Here is a 16,259-nt window from a genome sequence, read left to right on the forward strand (position 1 = left end):
AATGAAGGAAGTGGATAGGGTAGACGAGGAGATGACGTACAGTGAATGATTTCATACGCCAATCGATCATACGGCCCCTCTGGATGATGTGGGAAAGGGGCTTCGGACTGCTGTCGCGTCTACGCAGCGTATATGCATCGGATTTCGGAATCTGCAAGGTCATGGTAAGAAAACATCGGGGAGAAAGCATCTTGTGTCAGGACGGCACGCGCGTTCAGGACGGCGATTGGATCGGCGAGCTGCACTTGGACAACGGGAAAGTGCTGGACTTGCTCCAGACTCGGGGATCGGACCGCGCGGCTCTCCGGGTAGCCCGCATGGCATCCGATTCGATGAAGCAAATCGCACGCTCCACGGAAGAGTGTCCGGAAATGTCGCAGATCAAAGCTTTGGTCGGCATTACGCTGCTGCACCGCGGGATCACGCACGGACTCGGCTTTGAACAACACAAGGTGAAATCGGGTATTTTCGAGCGTTTGTCGACGTCCTACCTGCGGTTGCTGTTGTCCGTCATGCATCCGGAAGGATCTAGACGGATCAACAGACGCAAAGAGAAATTGGTGCCGATCATGCTCGTCCATACCCGGGATTCGTTAAGGAAACGCTTTTTGCTGCCGCATGAGAGAAACGATTCCGTTGTTAGCGGGATGACCGATTCCTTCGAGAACGTTCCCGTTGCCAAGGCGATTCCCCTGGAACAGGAAAAAGTCCATGCACATTATTGAGTGGTGGTTGGAACAGTATGGGTATCTGACGCTGTTCATCGGTCTCCTGCTGGAGTATATCGCATTGCCGTTTCCCGGAGAGCTGGTGATGGGGTACTCGGGATACATGGCTTTCCAAGGAAAGCTTCACTTGCTGCCCGCCCTTCTCTTAAGCTGGGGAGGCACGTCGATCGGCATGACCGTCACTTATGGGATCGGCCGCAAACTGGGTTACCCTTTCCTGAGCAAATTCGGCCCGAAGTTTTTTCTTGACGCCAAGAAGCTGTCCAAAACGACGGATGCCTTCGAACGATATGGCAGCAAGCTGCTATTCTTTTCCTTCTTCATTCCCGGTGTCAGGCATTTTACGGGTTACTTGGCGGGAGCGCTGAACGTTCCTTATCGCAAGTTCGCCATCTACACGTACTCCGGAGCTTTATTCTGGGTCGTGACGTTTCTTGTGGGCGGGCGGCTCCTCGGAACGAAATGGGAACAAATTCATATCCTTACGTCCCAATACGGCAAGGAAACGTTGCTGTACGTAGCCGGGCTGATCGGAGTCTGTCTCTTGTATGCCAAATTCGCGAACCGCAGCGACCCCAGGATGAACGCGATGGAACGGAGAAGATGGCTGATGGTTCTCATCGGGGGACTGTTCTCCATGGCAGGCGCTTATATGTTTTCTATGTTAGAGAGGTGATGACCGTTGAAGAACGTTGGAAATCAGAAAATTCTGATATTATCAGGATCGCTCGGGGACGGGCACAAGCAAGCGGCCAGCGCCCTGGCGGAGGCGGCCCTGGCCGGCGGTCCGGACGTTCAGGTGGAAGTGGTCGATTATATGGAATGGACGCATCCGCATCTCCATTCGGTCGGTAAATTCTTGTATGAGCAGTGGATGAAGAAGTTTCCGTCGTTATACGGCTATCTGTTCCGGAAGACGCGAGGGGACAATTCGTTTTCCGATCTCATCAAGGGCTTGAGGTCTTACAGCTTGAAGAGAATGGTCGAGTTGCTCCGGGACGTGCAGCCTACCGTCGTAGCGAGCACTTTTCCTCCGGCAGCAGCCGCCATGTCCATGCTGAAGACTCAAGGGCTTACAGAGCTTCCCACCGTCACGGTAATCACCGACCATACCGATCATAATTTCTGGATCCATCCGCATACGGACCGGTATATCGTCGCTTCCGAGCCCGTGCGCAAAGCGCTTCTGCGCAAACGGATCCCGCACACGAAAATCGAAGTGACCGGGATCCCGATCGGTTTGCGTTACGGCGAAAGCCTCGATCGCGAACGGCTAAGGGAGCGTCACGGACTGGACCGTTCGTTGCCGACCGTGCTCGTGATGGGCGGAGGACTCGGCATGATCGATAAGGCATTCGTCGAAGACTTGAAGTCGCTACAGTTTCCCGCGGGCGTTCAGTTCATCGTGGTATGCGGACGCAATCGCAAGCTGGAGCAGGAGCTGGCGGAGATGTCCGACCGTGCCGGAAACCGGGTGCTCGTCACCGGATATATCGATTACGTTCATGAACTAATGGCCTTGTCCGACCTAATCGTGACGAAACCGGGCGGGTTATCGACTTCGGAAGCGTTGGCGCTCGAATTGCCGATGCTGCTGTATAAACCGCTTCCCGGCCAAGAGAAGGACAACTCGGATTACCTTGTCGGGACGGGCGCGGCGATAGAAGCCGGAAACGAAGCGGAGCTGATGGAACGGATGGTACGCATTTTGGAGAATCCGAGTCTCTTGGGCGCCATGAAGTCGAGGGCTGCGATGTTCAAGCCGGAAGCGCCTGCGTTGAACGCGCTTCAAGCGATTCTGGGAACGAGGACCGTAACGATCCCTTTGCGGGAGGAATATTTCCAGTCGGCCTATGCCGAGGCTTAATCTTCGCGGGTAACGTTTCCTTCTGAACACTCGGCCGCAAATGTGAAATTGAAACAGGCATCCCAAGAAATTGGGTTCCCCACACCTTGAGAGAATGGAAGTTATTGAAATGCCATCACGCATGTTACAATGAATGTAATCATGTGATGTGTGGCAATGGAGGGATACAAATGATCCCCAAAAAAATGGATCAACAAGCTGCGAGTGCAATAAAATCCATCCTTCCAAAACTCAACATAAATAATACTCGTGTATTGATTGACCTCGAGAAGCAGACAGTGGAAGCTCAAGAGGATGATTACTCGATTGATGATCTTTTGGAGGCAGCCGGTACCTTGACACCTGAACGAGGCAAAGAACTTCTTGAAGAAGTAAACAGATCGCGTGAGGACTGGGTTGGCCGGAACTATTCGCAAGGAGCATAAGGGACGAAAGCTGAAAACCCTGGGACGCCCTTATTATAGCGACAGCGATGGTTCATGAGTTTACACTAGTATCTAGAGATTCAGACATGAAATTCGTCCAGAATTGGGAATTCCACTTTTAAATATTGAGTCAATATTAACGAAACCGTCTCTTCTACTATTTGGAGAGCCGGTTTTTTATATATACCTAAGACCCTATGATAGAATAGTGATACGACCAAATCCTATTATTTTCTGGAGAAGTTATGAGTAATGACCTGGAGCAGCAACTTGTTCGGGCTTTGAATGAAATAGAGGATCTTAAACAGGAGAATCGTTCCCTGAGGCTCCAATTATCAAATTATATGGATCTTGAGGACTCGACATCTCGGGTACCCTCACTACCTCAAATTGCTAACGAGCAGGAACAAGCGTCTATAGGCCATGTGCATTTAAAGTCTAGCGCTAAAGAAAAAATAGCATTATTTCGTTCCCTTTTTCGTGGGAGAGAGGATGTCTATCCAGTCAAATGGGTAAATAAAGCCGGCAAATCAGGATATTCTCCCGCATGCCAGAATGAGTGGACGGTTGTTTGCAAAAAGCCACAAGTCAAATGCTCAGAATGTACACATCAAGCATTTGATCCTTTGTCGGATGAAATTATTGCTCGGCATCTTGATGCTAAATCGAATCGTACAATTGGTGTCTACCCTATGCTACAAGATGAGACCTGCTGGTTTATTGCCATGGATTTCGATAAGCAAAATTGGCAGCAAGATGCCGCCGCGGTGTTGGCAACCTGTAAGGAATGGCACATTCCCGCCGCGCTTGAGCGATCACGTTCGGGGAATGGAGGACATATCTGGTTCTTTTTTAATCAACCTCTAGAGGCTGTCATCGCAAGAAAATTGGGTTGTGCCATATTAACGAAGACAATGGAGCGTCGGTATCAGATTTCATTAGATTCGTATGATAGATTGTTTCCAAATCAAGATACTCTCCCGAAAGGTGGTTTTGGGAATTTAATTGCACTTCCTCTGCAGGGAGTTCCGCGTCGAGATGGAAATAGTGTATTTGTAGACGAGACTTTTCGACCCTATGAGGATCAGTGGAGATATCTTTCAGGATTAGAAAAGCTTTCAATAGACCGAGTTCAGAATTTAATTTATGAACTGACAAAAGAAGGTTCTTTACTTAGTATTGGCACTTGGAACGATACTGACGAGGACGAGCAGCCTTGGATAAAAACAAAGGCTCAAGGGCGTTCAACGGTAAAGCCGGATCCACTACTGTCACAAGTTAACGTCGTATATTCTAATATGATTTATATCGAAAAAAAAGGTTTGCCGTCGACGTTCATCAAGCAGCTTCAAAATTTGGCTACATTTCAGAACCCGGATTTTTATAAGACACAAGCTATGAGGCTTCCCACGTACGGAAAGCCCAGGGTTATCGGGTGTTACGAGGATTTTTCAAAATATATCGCCTTACCTAGAGGCTGCTTTGAGATGATGTTGGAATTGATGAATGTCCATCAAATCGAGACAATCATTTCAGAAGAACGTAATTCCGGAAATGCAATTGATGTTGACTTCATCGGAACGCTGTCTATGTTACAAGACGGTGCAGCCAGGTCCATGTTGGCGCATAATACAGGAATTCTGTCGGCAACAACTGCCTTTGGGAAAACAGTAGTAGCTGCCTCAATCATTGCCTCCAGAAAAGTAAATACATTGGTTCTCGTTCATAGAAGGGAACTAATGGACCAATGGAGGGAGCGGCTTAGCACTTTTTTGAATCTCGATAAAAAGGATATTGGCATCGTTGGTGGCGGCAAGAATAAACGAACCGGAATCGTGGATATTGCGATTATTCAAAGTTTGAATCAAAAGGGAAATGTACAGGAATACGTGGAAGAGTACGGACAAATTATTGTGGATGAATGCCATCACGTTTCGGCATTTAGCTTCGAACAAGTGCTAAAAAAGGCGAAGGCCAAGTATGTTGTAGGTTTAACCGCAACTCCCACGAGGCAAGACGGACATCAGCCGATTGTCGTAATGCAATGCGGTCCGATTCGGATAAAAATAGACGCAAAGTCACAAGCGCATGCTCGTGGAATTGAACATAAAGTAGTTCCGCGCTACACCAATTTCCGGCTGCCGGCAAGTGTAAGCTCGCATGGCATTCAAGAGGTCTATCAACTACTGATGCAAGATGAAGAACGTAACAACTTAATTTTTGATGATTTACTCAAAGTATTAGAACAAGGTAGGTCGCCAATCTTATTAACCGAACGTACTGCACATCTGGATTATTTTGAGAATAGGTTAACGGGCTTTGCTAAGAATGTGTTCGTAATGCGCGGGGGAATGGGAAAAAAACAGCGCGAAGCATTACGTGAGCAGATCGCAAATATACCTGATTCTGAGGAACGAGTATTTATAGCAACGGGCAAATTAATTGGTGAGGGTTTTGACGATGCGCGGCTAGATACATTGTTTTTGGTGCACCCCATCTCTTGGAAAGGGACGCTCCAACAATATGCAGGCCGGCTTCATCGCGTACACCAAAGTAAACAAGATGTTCAGATTTATGATTATATTGATTTTCAAGTTCCGATGTTGATGAGCATGTATAAGAAAAGGGTTAAAGGCTATCAAGTGATGGGATATCATGGTATGAACACTTAATGGTCCAATGGATTGATGTTGATGTGAAATTGATGTAAAACATTAACAGAAACCATCGGAATGAAGCTATCAAGAACAGAAGTCCATCCGCAAAAAGACTGTCAAATCAGGGTTTCTGTGGATTGCAGCAGATCAAATCCCGTGCCAATATGTTTCCGCATACGATGCTTGTGGAAGCGGTAGTATCATTACATCGAATCGATAAATAAAGGGAATGCCTAAGTCCTTGACGGTACTCAACATACAGCTTTAGGTAAATTCGAGTATCTCTGCATGACCTCCGAAGGAGTCCACTTTCGTTGCATAAAGATGAAGTTGATTGGTTATCATAATAATGATAAAATGATGTAGGAGGAGGGAGTGCTTTGCCGCAAATTAGACCTGTATCCGATCTGCGAAATAATTTCGCCGAAATATCAAAGATTGTACATGAGACTCGTGAACCGGTATTTCTTACGAAAAATGGACATGGTGATATGGTTGTAATGAGTATTGAGCAGTATGAGCATATGCAGCACAACACTGAAATTTTTGCAAAGCTGCAAGAGGCTGAAAGCGAAGCAAATAACTCTGACGTCCGTTATAGCCATGACGAGGTATTTAATCAATTAAGACAGCGGATTCGTAAGGGAGATGAAATATAATTATTACATCAAACTGGGGGCTGATGGCCTCCAGTTTGATAGTTCTCATTGACAACCAATTTATACCATGATATGTTTCAGGTATGCACATACATATTTTTTTAACCAAATTTATTAGGTATGGCAATACCTAAAAGGTGGCGGTATAGTGATCGACAAGAATGATGAGTTGAATAGATTGATTTGGATCTGCCTCGATGAGTTAAGGGGGATTTACACCAACGAACAATCTATTCGTATTATATTGGTTCTAGCATCCATTTACTATTTGAATAATCTTGAACAAAGCAACGGGCAGAATATGCAATGGGGGCGGATTTTTCAAGAGAACTCAAGTGTGCAATGGTTAGATAACAAAATGAAACAGCTGGAGAATGAGAATGAAAAGCTTCAGGGCATATTCACGGGTCTTATCTCCTCGTTTCTTCACTTTTCAAATCATTCTACTATACGAGCATTGGAAACTGTATTGAAACATTTGCACCATTATCAATTCAACAATCAGGAGGAAATGGTGCAACTTATTAACTTGCTGGCTTTTAAATTTGGTGGTGATGAAGCGACTCATGAAACACCGGCATCGATTACCAAGCTGTTCCTTGGTTTGGTTCGCCTTGAACGCATTCGCTCATTTGCCGACTACTGTTCTGGGATTTCGAGTGTTTATCTTGAGATGTTTCACCATTTGAAAGCTTCGGGAAAAGATAACATCACGTCCTACTATGGGGAAGAGATAAATGTATCGTCCTATTTAATTTCCAAATTACTAATGGTTGTAAATCGCGTCCCCAATTTTGAAATCGTTAATAAGGACGTATTAGACCTTGTGAGTAGAGAGAGCCCGCGCCGCACATTTGATTTGATTTTTTCAGATGCTCCTTTTGGTGCTGTCTGGAATCCAGAGAATGCATGGAACGATCCCAGATACGAATATGGCATTCCTCCGAAATCCTCGGCCGATTGGGCATTTTATCAGAATGTTTTGTATCATTTAGATAAAAGTGGAAAAGCCATTGTTGTCGGTACGAAGGGAACGTTAGTTAGAAGCACTGAAACTAACATTAGAAAATCAATCATTGAAAATGATGTGATTGAAGCCGTCATCACATTGCCAGAGAATCTTTACTCTAAAACCAGCATCAGCACAGAACTAATCCTTTTTAATAAAAGGAAACCTGAAAATAGACTGGGCAAAATATTATTTATAGATGCCGGGGAATATTCATGCAGAATAAACCGAAATCAACATGCGATTACTGAAGAAGGTCTATCGAAAATCGTTGATTCTTATTGGAACGGTGTTGAAGAGGAGCGGTTCTGCAGATTAATTGACGTTGAAAAAATAAAATCCTATAACTTCAGTCTTAATTCGAAAGAATATTTGGATTTTGATATTTTGAAGAAATCGTTTCAGCACACTATAAAGCTTGGAGAAATTGCGGAAATCAGACGCGGGGTTCAGTTGTCGAAAGAAGAATATGAAGATCTCACGGTAGCTCCAACACATTACTTTCTAAATATCAAAGATATAGAGAATGGGAGAATCTATTATGATGAGAGGGCAAGAATTACCTATAAAAAACGAGACTGGCTTGAGAAGTTTGCAATTCGACCCATGGATATCCTCATCACTTCCAAAGGTTCAATGATTAAGTTTGCCATAGCAGAAATTCCATTTCATGAGTCATTTATTAGCGGCAACTTATCAATTATTCGAGTAGATCCTACACGATATAATGCATATATTTTGTATGAATTCTTACAGAGCGATAGGGGACGCAGGATGATAGATGCCTTGCAAACGGGCACAACGATTAAACTGATCAACCCTTCCAAATTAGAGCAACTTGAAATCCCGTCATTTCCGCTTGAATTCATGAAAGAAGTAGGTGAGAAGCTTAAACAAAATAAGCAAGAATACGAAGGGATCATAAAGGAAACGGAACAAAAGTTTGCAACGGAAAAGAAAAAATTGCTTGAACAATTGGGAATTAACAATATCGTTTAAAGGGGCTGCACTATGGAGAAAAAGTATAGATTGCGTTATCTTGCCGTAGCACAATCAGATTTGATAGATATTGTTCAGTATATTAGCGAACAACTCTTTGCGCCAGAGGCTGCAAATCATCTTATTGATAAGCTCGACAAGGCAATTTCTAATCTGCAACAGTTTCCTTTCTCAGGACATCATTATAGAAGTATAGGGAAGCTTAAGGATGACTACCGAATACTTGTGGTTGAGAATTACCTTGTATTCTATATCGTAATGGACAACATTGTAGAAGTTCGACGCGTTCTTTATAGTAAACGCGATTACGAGAAACTACTTTGACAGTATCAATTTCTATGTTGTCTGGACAGAAGCTAGAAATGGCGATGCAAGGGATAACCCCTTGAACCGCCATTTCTTCATTTTATCATCCCTTGTTCGATCGCCTTAACCCTTAATCGATCCTGCAAGCAAGCCGCGAATGAAGTATCGGCTCAGGAAGATGTAGACTAGCAGCGTCGGGAGCGCAGCGAGAAGGGCGCCCGCCATTTGAACGTTCCACTGAACGATTTGGCTGCCGGACAAATTTTGCAGCGCAACCATGATCGGCTGCTGCTTCTGCGTCGTGAGGGTAACCGCGAACAGAAACTCGTTCCAAATATTCGTAAATTGCCAAATGCCGACGACGACAAAGCCGGTAATGGACAACGGGACGATGACATGACGATAGATGCCGAAAAATCCGTTCCCGTCCATTTTAGCTGCTTCGAGCACCTCGGTTGGTATACCGACATAGAAATTCCGGAACATGAGCGTGCAGATCGGCAAGCCGTAAACAACATGCACAAGAATGAGTCCTGCAAGCGAGTTATAGAGGTTGATGCTCTGCATGAACTGAATGAGTGGAATCAAAATGCTCTGATAGGGGATGAACATGCCGAACAGTATGAGAGCAAAGAGCGTATTGGAGCCTTTGAATGGCCACTTGGATAAAATGTAGCCGTTCATCGATCCGAAAAATGCCGACAGCAAAGTAGCGGGAATAACGAGCAAGAAGCTATTGGTCAAGTTCGGCGCCAACTTCTTAAAAGCGACATTGTACCCCGAGAAATCGAATTTCGCGGGCCAATCCCACATTTTCTCCAGGGTAATAGAATCCAGACCCTTTACACTAGTCAATATGACGACATAGATCGGGATTAGAAACAAGACGGCTAATACGCAAAGCAGCAGATAGAGCAGCGTACGTTTTACGCGTTCACCTCTCATTTACTTATCCCCCTTTCTAAGACTGGAAACCAGATACGGGATAATGAGGAGAGATATGATCGCAAGCATGACCATTGCGATCCCGGCGCCTTGAGCATAATGGTTGCCGCGGAATGTCGTTTCGAACATATATACTCCGGGCACGTCGGTAACAAACATCGCTCCAGGCCCTGTCATCGCATATACCAGATCAAATATTTTCAAGGAAATATGGGCGAGAATAATGATCAAGCTCATCGTTATCGGTTTTAGCTGAGGCAGGATGACCTTGAAGAAAATTTGGCCTTCCTTGGCGCCGTCGACTCTGGCCGCTTCGCGCAAATCGTCGGGAACTGCGCGCAAGCCCGCCAAATACATCGCCATTGCAAAGCCGGACATTTGCCATACGGTCGCGATCGCGACTGCGATTATTGCAATCGGAATACCGAATTTGATCTGTCCGATTGGCAATCCGAGATAGATTTCCGTGCTTGTATACCACTTAGGCACTGAGTCAAAGCCGATTTTTTTCAGGATCAGATTGAATCCGGTTGTTGGATTAAGCAGCCACTGCCAGATGACGCCTGTGACGATAAAGGATACCGCCATCGGAAATATAAACACGTTGCGAAAGAACGATTCCCCGCGAACTTTATGGTCAATCATGAGGGCCAGAAATATACCGATAATTATCGTTACGGCAATGAAGAGAATCGTAAACACCATTGTATTTCTTAAATCCGACTGAAACCGAAAATCCGAAAACAGAAATCGATAATTTTCGAAGCCGATCAATTTATTGGTTTGGACAAGGGTGTTCCAGTTCGTAAAAGAAGTATAGCCGGTCTTGGCAATAAATCCGTAGATGAATATGGCGATCGCCGCAACGGAGGGCAACAGCATCAGTATGGGAAGCAACAGCTCCCGGTTTTTCTTTGCTTTGCTTGAACCGATCTCTCTGACCGAAGAAGTCATAAGCGCTCACTCCTGAAAAAACAGGGCCAGACGGCAGACCGCATCTGGCCCTGTTTGATGTTCTGTGTAGCCAATCCTGTCCGATTAGTTGCCGATTCCGCTTGATTGCGCGGCGGATACGAGTGCTTTCTGAGCTTGATTCACATCGCCGTTCGTTACGAAGATATTTACGACTTGATTCGCTTGCGTTGCAAAGCCTTCCGGCGCAGCAGATCCATGAGCCAAGCTTGGAGCGAGCTTGCTTACTTTGAAGTCGTCGATCGTTTCTTGTCCGTAAGAATCGTATTTGGATTTGTCCGCGTCGATCCGTGCTGGAATCGATCCTTTTAGCGGATTGAACACATCTTGACCTTCAACAGAGCCAAGCACCTTCAAAAATTCACGAGCGGCTTGCTCGTCTTTAGCGCCCTTAGGAATAGCGAACGTGTCTGTAATAACCATGAAGCTGTCGCCAGTGTTTGGCGTTTCGATCCAGCCGAAATCTTCGTTCGCAACGAGTTTCAAATCCGTCGTGAAGTAGCCTTTCGCCCAGTCGCCCATGTTCGTCATTGCCGCTTTGCCCTCAGCGACGAGTTGGGAAGCGTCTTGCCAGTTGCGTGCCGCATGATCGTCGTTCACGTAAGTCAGCATCTTTTTGAATTTCTCAAGAGAAGACGTAACGCGCGCATCATCGAACTTCACTTCGCCGGTCCACAGTTTTTTGTAGTCGTCTGCTCCCAACTCGCCCATCATAATATTTTCGAGCAGCATCGTAGCCGTCCAAGGCTCCTTGTCGCCCAGCGCAAGCGGTGTAATGCCTTTTGCTTTCAAAGCGTCGGCGACAGCGAAGAACTCGTCGAATGTCTTAGGCGCTTGAAGGCCGTTGTCATCGAATATTTTTTTGTTGTAGAAGATCACATTTCCGCGGTGGATATTGACCGGAACGGAGTATGCTTTGCCGTCTTTGCTGACCAGGTCGATCAATTCCTTAGGGAACTTCTCGTTCCAGCCTTCTTCCGTGAACAAGTCGTTCAGGTCGATAACTTTGTCCGCCGCCACCCATCCGGTGTTCAGCTCGGCGCCGCCGTGCACTTGGAATGCATCCGGCGGATCTCCGCCCTGCATGCGGCTCGCGAGCACGGCCTTGGCGTTGGTTCCCGCGCCGCCCGCAACTGCGGCGTTAATCACTTCAATTTCCGGATGTTTATCCGAGAAGAGCTTGATCAAGCCAAGCAAGCCCGCTTCCTCGCCTGCTCCCGTCCACCAGCTGAAGATTTCAACCTTTTTGTCAACGGATTGCGTTGTTTTTGCAGAAGGAGAAGAAGAAGGAGGAGTGCTTCCTTCGCTGCTGTTTGATGCGGTAGATCCGTTGTTGTTGCTTCCACATCCCGTTAGCACCATGCCGGTAACCGCCACTGTGGAAAGTATCATGCCTAATTTCCGTTTCACCTGACTACCCCTTCCAGAACAATGTTTTGTAATCGCTTTACATTTTTATGATAAACGCTTAAAAATCGGTTTCATATGTGGCGATCCTATCTTTTGTTCCGTTATTCTACACAGAAATCCAGCCTTGCGAAGAGCGCTCCTCGCAAGGCTGGTTGAAGGTTAGCTATGATATTTGCGGTAATCGCCGGGCGACATTCCGGTCTGTTTTTGAAACCATTCGCTGAAGTAACGAGGATTCGGATAGCCGATGGCTTCTCCGATTTGATAGATCTTCAAAGTGCTTTTGGTCAGCAGCTCGCATGATTTCTCTATGCGCTTTGAAGATAGATAGTCGCTGAAGGACTTGCCCGTTTCCTGCTTGAAAATTCTGCTTAAATAATTCGGCGTAATGTACAACTCTTCGGCAATTTGCACCAGGTGTAAGTCTTCCGTAAATCTCTCATTCATGAGCTTTATCGCTTTCTTGATCAGAAAAGAGGCGTTTTCATCGATCCCTTCCGCAGGCGCCGGCAAATTCGGAATCCTTAAGCGGGCGTTCCGCTCATCCTGGCAGCGGGCTTTAAGCTTGAGCAGAACTTTTTCGGTGTCCTCAACAGCTGTTGGCTTTAATAAATAATCGGATGCCCCCAGACGGATGGCTTCTTGCGCGTATTTGAAATCGTCAAATCCGCTCATGATGACTACTTTGCTGGTGGGAGCGTCCGGATTATGCTTTTCGATTTTCCTGAGCTCGGCCAAAAACTCCAGACCCGTCATATTCGGCATTCGAATATCCGTCATGATGATGTCGATCGGGTTGTTTTTAATGATCTGCAGCGCTTCGCGCCCGTCCTCGAAGCTGCCTACAAGCTCGATGCCAATCCGTTCCCAATTGATATGCTCGCTTAAACCTTCTCGAATCCATGATTCATCGTCAATGATTGCTGCACGGCAAGATGTTTTCATAGGATATCCCCTTACATGTTTATATTGGATTATCGATTCACTCTTTGTTTCTCAGGTTGTATTTGGATTGATTAGCGATGTTGATCTGAATCGACTGGTATAGATGCCGCAATTCATCGGCGGCTGCTCGGAAAGCCGATTCCGGCTCGGAATAAAGCGTTATGATTTTGGCAAGCGCGCGTTCTTCGATTTCAATCAGGGCGTTATAGTAAGGGACATAGGGCTCATTGCGCGCCGTCTGAAGACTTTCGAGCAGCAAGCCGAAGTCGGGCCGGCTTTCCCGATAGCGTTCATCCCCGAGAATGGAGCGCCTTGCAGGGATGCCGCCGGCTTCTACATAGATCTTGCCGCCGACTTCCCCAGTCGCAAATTCGAGAAACTTCCACGCATCGACCGGATTCGCCGAATTGGCATTGATGGCAAGCGTCCAGCTATGCTCGAAGGTCGCCCGACGAATCGTGCCATCCGCTTCTTTTGTGCCCGGAATAAGAGCGATCTTGATCGAATCTTTGTAGCGGCTGGTTGATTGCATGATATCTTTGTAAGAAGCGTTCCAGTACGGCGCAGCCATGGCAACCTCGCCGCTAAGCAAAGCGTCGCGCGTTCTGGCGAAATCCCAGGACAGAAGATCGTCGGGAATGACTTTGTTTTGAATCATCTTCACCAGAAATTCGCCGGCGCGTATCGAAGGTTCGAGATCGAGCATCACTTGGCCGGTATCTTCCCGCATGACATCTCCCCCAAAGGACCACAGCAAGGAAGCGAAGATTTTTGAACGTTCCTCCGGAACAACCGCTGGCATCGTAGCCCCCCACTTTGTCGGAGAACCGGTCGTTATGGATCGCGTAAAAAGCTCAGCAACCGCGTAGAACTCGTCCCATGTATCGGGCGGACGGGGAATGAGATCGCTTCGGTAATATAAAAAGTGCGTGCTAATATCGGTCGGCAATGCATAGATGGCGTTCTGATACCGGTAGATCGCCAGGAAATCGTCCAGGTTGAACGATTTCAGGTCCGTTAATTCCGGATTTTCGATAAAGGGATCGAGCGGCAATATCGCATTCGCAGATGCGAATTGGGCGATTGAGGTATTCGGCATGAACATGACGTCGAAAGCTTCCGAACCCGCAAATAGCTGGGTGCCTAAAGCGGTAAAGAAATTGTCGCGCCCTAGCTCGACGAATTCAACCTTGATGCCGCTGGATTTCGTAAAGGGTTCCGCTATTTTGCGAAGCGCGGACGACTCGGTTCCGGTGCGGATTAATACGCGAATGATATGCTCTTTCTCGTTGTCCACCGGCTCGCTCAGTTTGATTTTGTCCAGCATGGCGATTCCGCTCAGCGTCCAGAGAACAAGAAGGGATACCGAGATGAGCAGCAAGCCTCTAAATCCAAGACGATTCATGTACGTTTACAGCCTCCTGTTCCGTGACCTCAATCCGATTCTCTGCTGAGAGGAATACATAGCCTGACTAAGGTTCTGCCGTTGACGCGATCGATTATTCGTATGCCGAACGCTTCGCCGAACGAGAGTTGAATTCTTTGCTGAACGTTCCGAAGCCCGACATGATCGCCTTGCTTTTCATCCTTAAGCAATTGCTTCATGTGGCTCAGGTCGATATCGTGTCCGTCGTTTGCGATATCAATCAGCACCTCATGATCGGATTGATAAATATCCAAGCTAATATGACCGCCAGTCTTTAACTTGGCAATGCCGTGTTCAATCGCGTTCTCGACGATCGGCTGCAATACGAGCGGCATCGTCCAGACGTCATTCAGCTCCGGCTCCATCGTAATTCGATAGTCCAGTTTATCTCTGTATCGGAAAGCAAGAATTCGCAAATAGTTTTCGACATGCTCCACTTCCCGCTCCAGGGTCACGCGCTCTAAACTCGAATTCAACGTAAATCTGAAAAATTTCCCGAGTGCGGTGACCAGCTTGCTGATCGGCTCGGCGCCATGCTTTTTCGACATCCAGTAGATCGTATCTAGCGTGTTGTACAAAAAATGGGGCTGGATTTGCATTTGCAGCGTTTTCAACTGGGCATCGCCTTTTTGCTTCTGCGCGTTTTCATTCTCGATAAGCAGCTGTTGCGTCCGGTCCATCAGCCGTTTGAAATTGCGCTGTAAAATGCTGATTTCTCGAATCGAGCTCATTTGCTTTATTAATTTCAAATTGTCGATGGAAGCGACCGTCATGACTTTAGCCAAACCGATTACCGGTTTCGAAAGAACCGCCGTGAACAGGAGCGCGATAACGAAAGAGACGATCGCTCCAAGTCCAGCCATGATCAACAGGACTTTGAGGATTTGCTGGTTAGGTCCGAGCACTTCATTCAAAGGAACGACGGCAGTCAATTTCCAATTGCTAACCGCTGAAGTGTCGTAGGATAGAAGCCATTTGCCGTCTACAGTGATCGTCCCGCTGCCGAAAGAGGGAAGCTCTTGAATAGCCGACGTAATTTTGGGGTTGTTAAACAATTCGGATTGCTGACTGTATATGACTTCGCCGAAGCGATCCGTAATTTGGAGAGATCCTGTCGAACCGATCCGAACATTGCGAAGATACTCATCCAGAAAGAGGTCGTTAAGCTGGATGAATAGATAGCCTCTCAGCTCGGCTGTATTGCTGTCGACGATTCTTCGCACTGCCGTCACGGAAGCATGAACGGGAGTATTGAAGCCTGCTTTGGATTGATAGATTGCTTGCTCGTTGCTGAGCCAATGCATCTTTAATGGCTCCGCTTTGAACTGTTCGATGATATAGCTGTAATTTTTCTGATTCAGCTGATTGTAATGTGACAGGGAGCTGTCTGTAGACAGTACAAAGTTGTCGGGAGTCACAAACGAGATCGTACGAATATGGTCCAGCTTTCCGCTGAACAAATCGGAATACACCTTCTCTTTGAATTTCCGGTTTGCTTCGTTGAGCTGATAGGTCGTATTCAACGGAGTGTCGATAAATTCCAACGATTGTTGATAAAGCAGCGACCAGGTTAGCCGATCGATTTCGTTCAGGTTCGTATCCAGCGTGCTTTTGGTTTGCGCGACAGATTGCTGTACAAATTGGCTGGCTTGATTCTGAAAGAGATCGTTCTGCTTCTGGTAGGTGATCAGTGTGATGACGACAAGCGGAAATATCATGAGAAACAAGATGGCCGTTAACAAAATGGTGCGGATCGAAACGGTTCGCGACATGGCCTTTCTGTGCCTCCCCAATCGGTCAACTTACTGAAAGCGCTGTCAAAATAAGAAATGATTCATGTCCAAAACAATTACACGAAATTGGCTAAATAGAGAATAATCTAAAAATAATCCATCGGATACGAAAATGTCC

The 16,259-nt window shown here is 46.5% G+C and carries 14 protein-coding genes; 8 read left to right on the forward strand and 6 right to left on the reverse strand.

Annotated elements, in window-relative coordinates:
* The first annotated feature begins 41 nt into the window (after positions 1-41).
* The 8 genes from LKX83_RS04125 to LKX83_RS04160 all read left to right on the forward strand — a co-directional run bounded on the left by LKX83_RS04125 (position 42) and on the right by LKX83_RS04160 (position 8,668).
* The gene (locus LKX83_RS04125; RefSeq protein ID WP_373238407.1) at positions 42-725 is read left to right on the forward strand and encodes a YkoP family protein; all 684 of its coding nucleotides are present in this window, start codon (positions 42-44) and stop codon (positions 723-725) included.
* Positions 712-1,404, forward strand: coding sequence for a DedA family protein (locus tag LKX83_RS04130; RefSeq protein WP_227880895.1), 693 nt, complete (start codon positions 712-714; stop codon positions 1,402-1,404). Before LKX83_RS04125 ends, LKX83_RS04130 begins: the two co-directional genes overlap by 14 nt.
* A gap of 6 nt (positions 1,405-1,410) precedes the next feature.
* The gene (locus LKX83_RS04135) at positions 1,411-2,595 is read left to right on the forward strand and encodes an MGDG synthase family glycosyltransferase (RefSeq protein ID WP_227880896.1); all 1,185 of its coding nucleotides are present in this window, start codon (positions 1,411-1,413) and stop codon (positions 2,593-2,595) included.
* A gap of 170 nt (positions 2,596-2,765) precedes the next feature.
* Positions 2,766-3,020 (forward strand): hypothetical protein, encoded by a 255-nt coding sequence (locus LKX83_RS04140; RefSeq protein WP_227880897.1) that lies wholly within the window; start codon positions 2,766-2,768, stop codon positions 3,018-3,020.
* A 245-nt stretch (positions 3,021-3,265) separates the two neighbouring features.
* A complete protein-coding gene (locus LKX83_RS04145) occupies positions 3,266-5,692 on the forward strand; it encodes a TOTE conflict system archaeo-eukaryotic primase domain-containing protein (protein ID WP_227880898.1) in 2,427 nt (808 codons plus the stop codon).
* Positions 5,693-6,057: 365 nt separating this feature from the next.
* Positions 6,058-6,336 carry a type II toxin-antitoxin system Phd/YefM family antitoxin gene (locus LKX83_RS04150; protein WP_227880899.1) on the forward strand — a complete coding sequence of 93 codons (279 nt, stop codon included), beginning with the start codon at positions 6,058-6,060 and terminating at the stop codon, positions 6,334-6,336.
* Between the two features lie 148 nt (positions 6,337-6,484).
* On the forward strand, positions 6,485-8,344 hold the full coding sequence (locus LKX83_RS04155) for an N-6 DNA methylase (protein WP_227880900.1): 1,860 nt from the start codon (positions 6,485-6,487) through the stop codon (positions 8,342-8,344).
* A 12-nt stretch (positions 8,345-8,356) separates the two neighbouring features.
* Entirely contained in the window at positions 8,357-8,668 is a 312-nt protein-coding gene (locus LKX83_RS04160; RefSeq protein ID WP_227880901.1) for a type II toxin-antitoxin system RelE/ParE family toxin, read from the forward strand.
* A 105-nt stretch (positions 8,669-8,773) separates the two neighbouring features.
* On the opposite strand, the gene LKX83_RS04165 is transcribed toward LKX83_RS04160, so the two are convergent.
* The 6 genes from LKX83_RS04165 to LKX83_RS04190 all read right to left on the reverse strand — a co-directional run bounded on the left by LKX83_RS04165 (position 8,774) and on the right by LKX83_RS04190 (position 16,120).
* Positions 8,774-9,595, reverse strand: coding sequence for a carbohydrate ABC transporter permease (locus tag LKX83_RS04165; protein WP_227880902.1), 822 nt, complete (start codon positions 9,593-9,595; stop codon positions 8,774-8,776).
* Positions 9,596-10,549: a carbohydrate ABC transporter permease gene (locus LKX83_RS04170; RefSeq protein ID WP_227880903.1), complete on the reverse strand. Its 954-nt coding sequence runs from the start codon at positions 10,547-10,549 to the stop codon at positions 9,596-9,598. It abuts the gene before it with no gap.
* Between the two features lie 84 nt (positions 10,550-10,633).
* Positions 10,634-11,977 (reverse strand): ABC transporter substrate-binding protein, encoded by a 1,344-nt coding sequence (locus tag LKX83_RS04175; RefSeq protein ID WP_370639021.1) that lies wholly within the window; start codon positions 11,975-11,977, stop codon positions 10,634-10,636.
* A gap of 159 nt (positions 11,978-12,136) precedes the next feature.
* Positions 12,137-12,922, reverse strand: coding sequence for a response regulator transcription factor (locus LKX83_RS04180; RefSeq protein WP_227880904.1), 786 nt, complete (start codon positions 12,920-12,922; stop codon positions 12,137-12,139).
* 37 nt (positions 12,923-12,959) lie between these two features.
* Positions 12,960-14,327: an ABC transporter substrate-binding protein gene (locus LKX83_RS04185; protein WP_227880905.1), complete on the reverse strand. Its 1,368-nt coding sequence runs from the start codon at positions 14,325-14,327 to the stop codon at positions 12,960-12,962.
* A 29-nt stretch (positions 14,328-14,356) separates the two neighbouring features.
* Positions 14,357-16,120: a sensor histidine kinase gene (locus LKX83_RS04190; protein ID WP_227880906.1), complete on the reverse strand. Its 1,764-nt coding sequence runs from the start codon at positions 16,118-16,120 to the stop codon at positions 14,357-14,359.
* Positions 16,121-16,259 lie beyond the last annotated feature (139 nt).

Source organism: Cohnella baijiui (assembly GCF_020731285.1).
In the GTDB taxonomy this organism is placed as follows: domain Bacteria; phylum Bacillota; class Bacilli; order Paenibacillales; family Paenibacillaceae; genus Cohnella.

What these genes read in the sequence shown, in the direction of transcription:
- LKX83_RS04130 (WP_227880895.1), top strand. Translation starts at nt 712, where the DNA reads ATGCACATTATTGAGTGGTGGTTGGAACAGTATGGGTATCTGACGCTG.
- LKX83_RS04190 (WP_227880906.1), bottom strand. Translation starts at nt 16,120, where the DNA reads ATGTCGCGAACCGTTTCGATCCGCACCATTTTGTTAACGGCCATCTTG.
- LKX83_RS04160 (WP_227880901.1), top strand. Translation starts at nt 8,357, where the DNA reads ATGGAGAAAAAGTATAGATTGCGTTATCTTGCCGTAGCACAATCAGAT.
- LKX83_RS04145 (WP_227880898.1), top strand. Translation starts at nt 3,266, where the DNA reads ATGAGTAATGACCTGGAGCAGCAACTTGTTCGGGCTTTGAATGAAATA.
- LKX83_RS04170 (WP_227880903.1), bottom strand. Translation starts at nt 10,549, where the DNA reads ATGACTTCTTCGGTCAGAGAGATCGGTTCAAGCAAAGCAAAGAAAAAC.
- LKX83_RS04185 (WP_227880905.1), bottom strand. Translation starts at nt 14,327, where the DNA reads ATGAATCGTCTTGGATTTAGAGGCTTGCTGCTCATCTCGGTATCCCTT.
- LKX83_RS04180 (WP_227880904.1), bottom strand. Translation starts at nt 12,922, where the DNA reads ATGAAAACATCTTGCCGTGCAGCAATCATTGACGATGAATCATGGATT.
- LKX83_RS04165 (WP_227880902.1), bottom strand. Translation starts at nt 9,595, where the DNA reads ATGAGAGGTGAACGCGTAAAACGTACGCTGCTCTATCTGCTGCTTTGC.
- LKX83_RS04140 (WP_227880897.1), top strand. Translation starts at nt 2,766, where the DNA reads ATGATCCCCAAAAAAATGGATCAACAAGCTGCGAGTGCAATAAAATCC.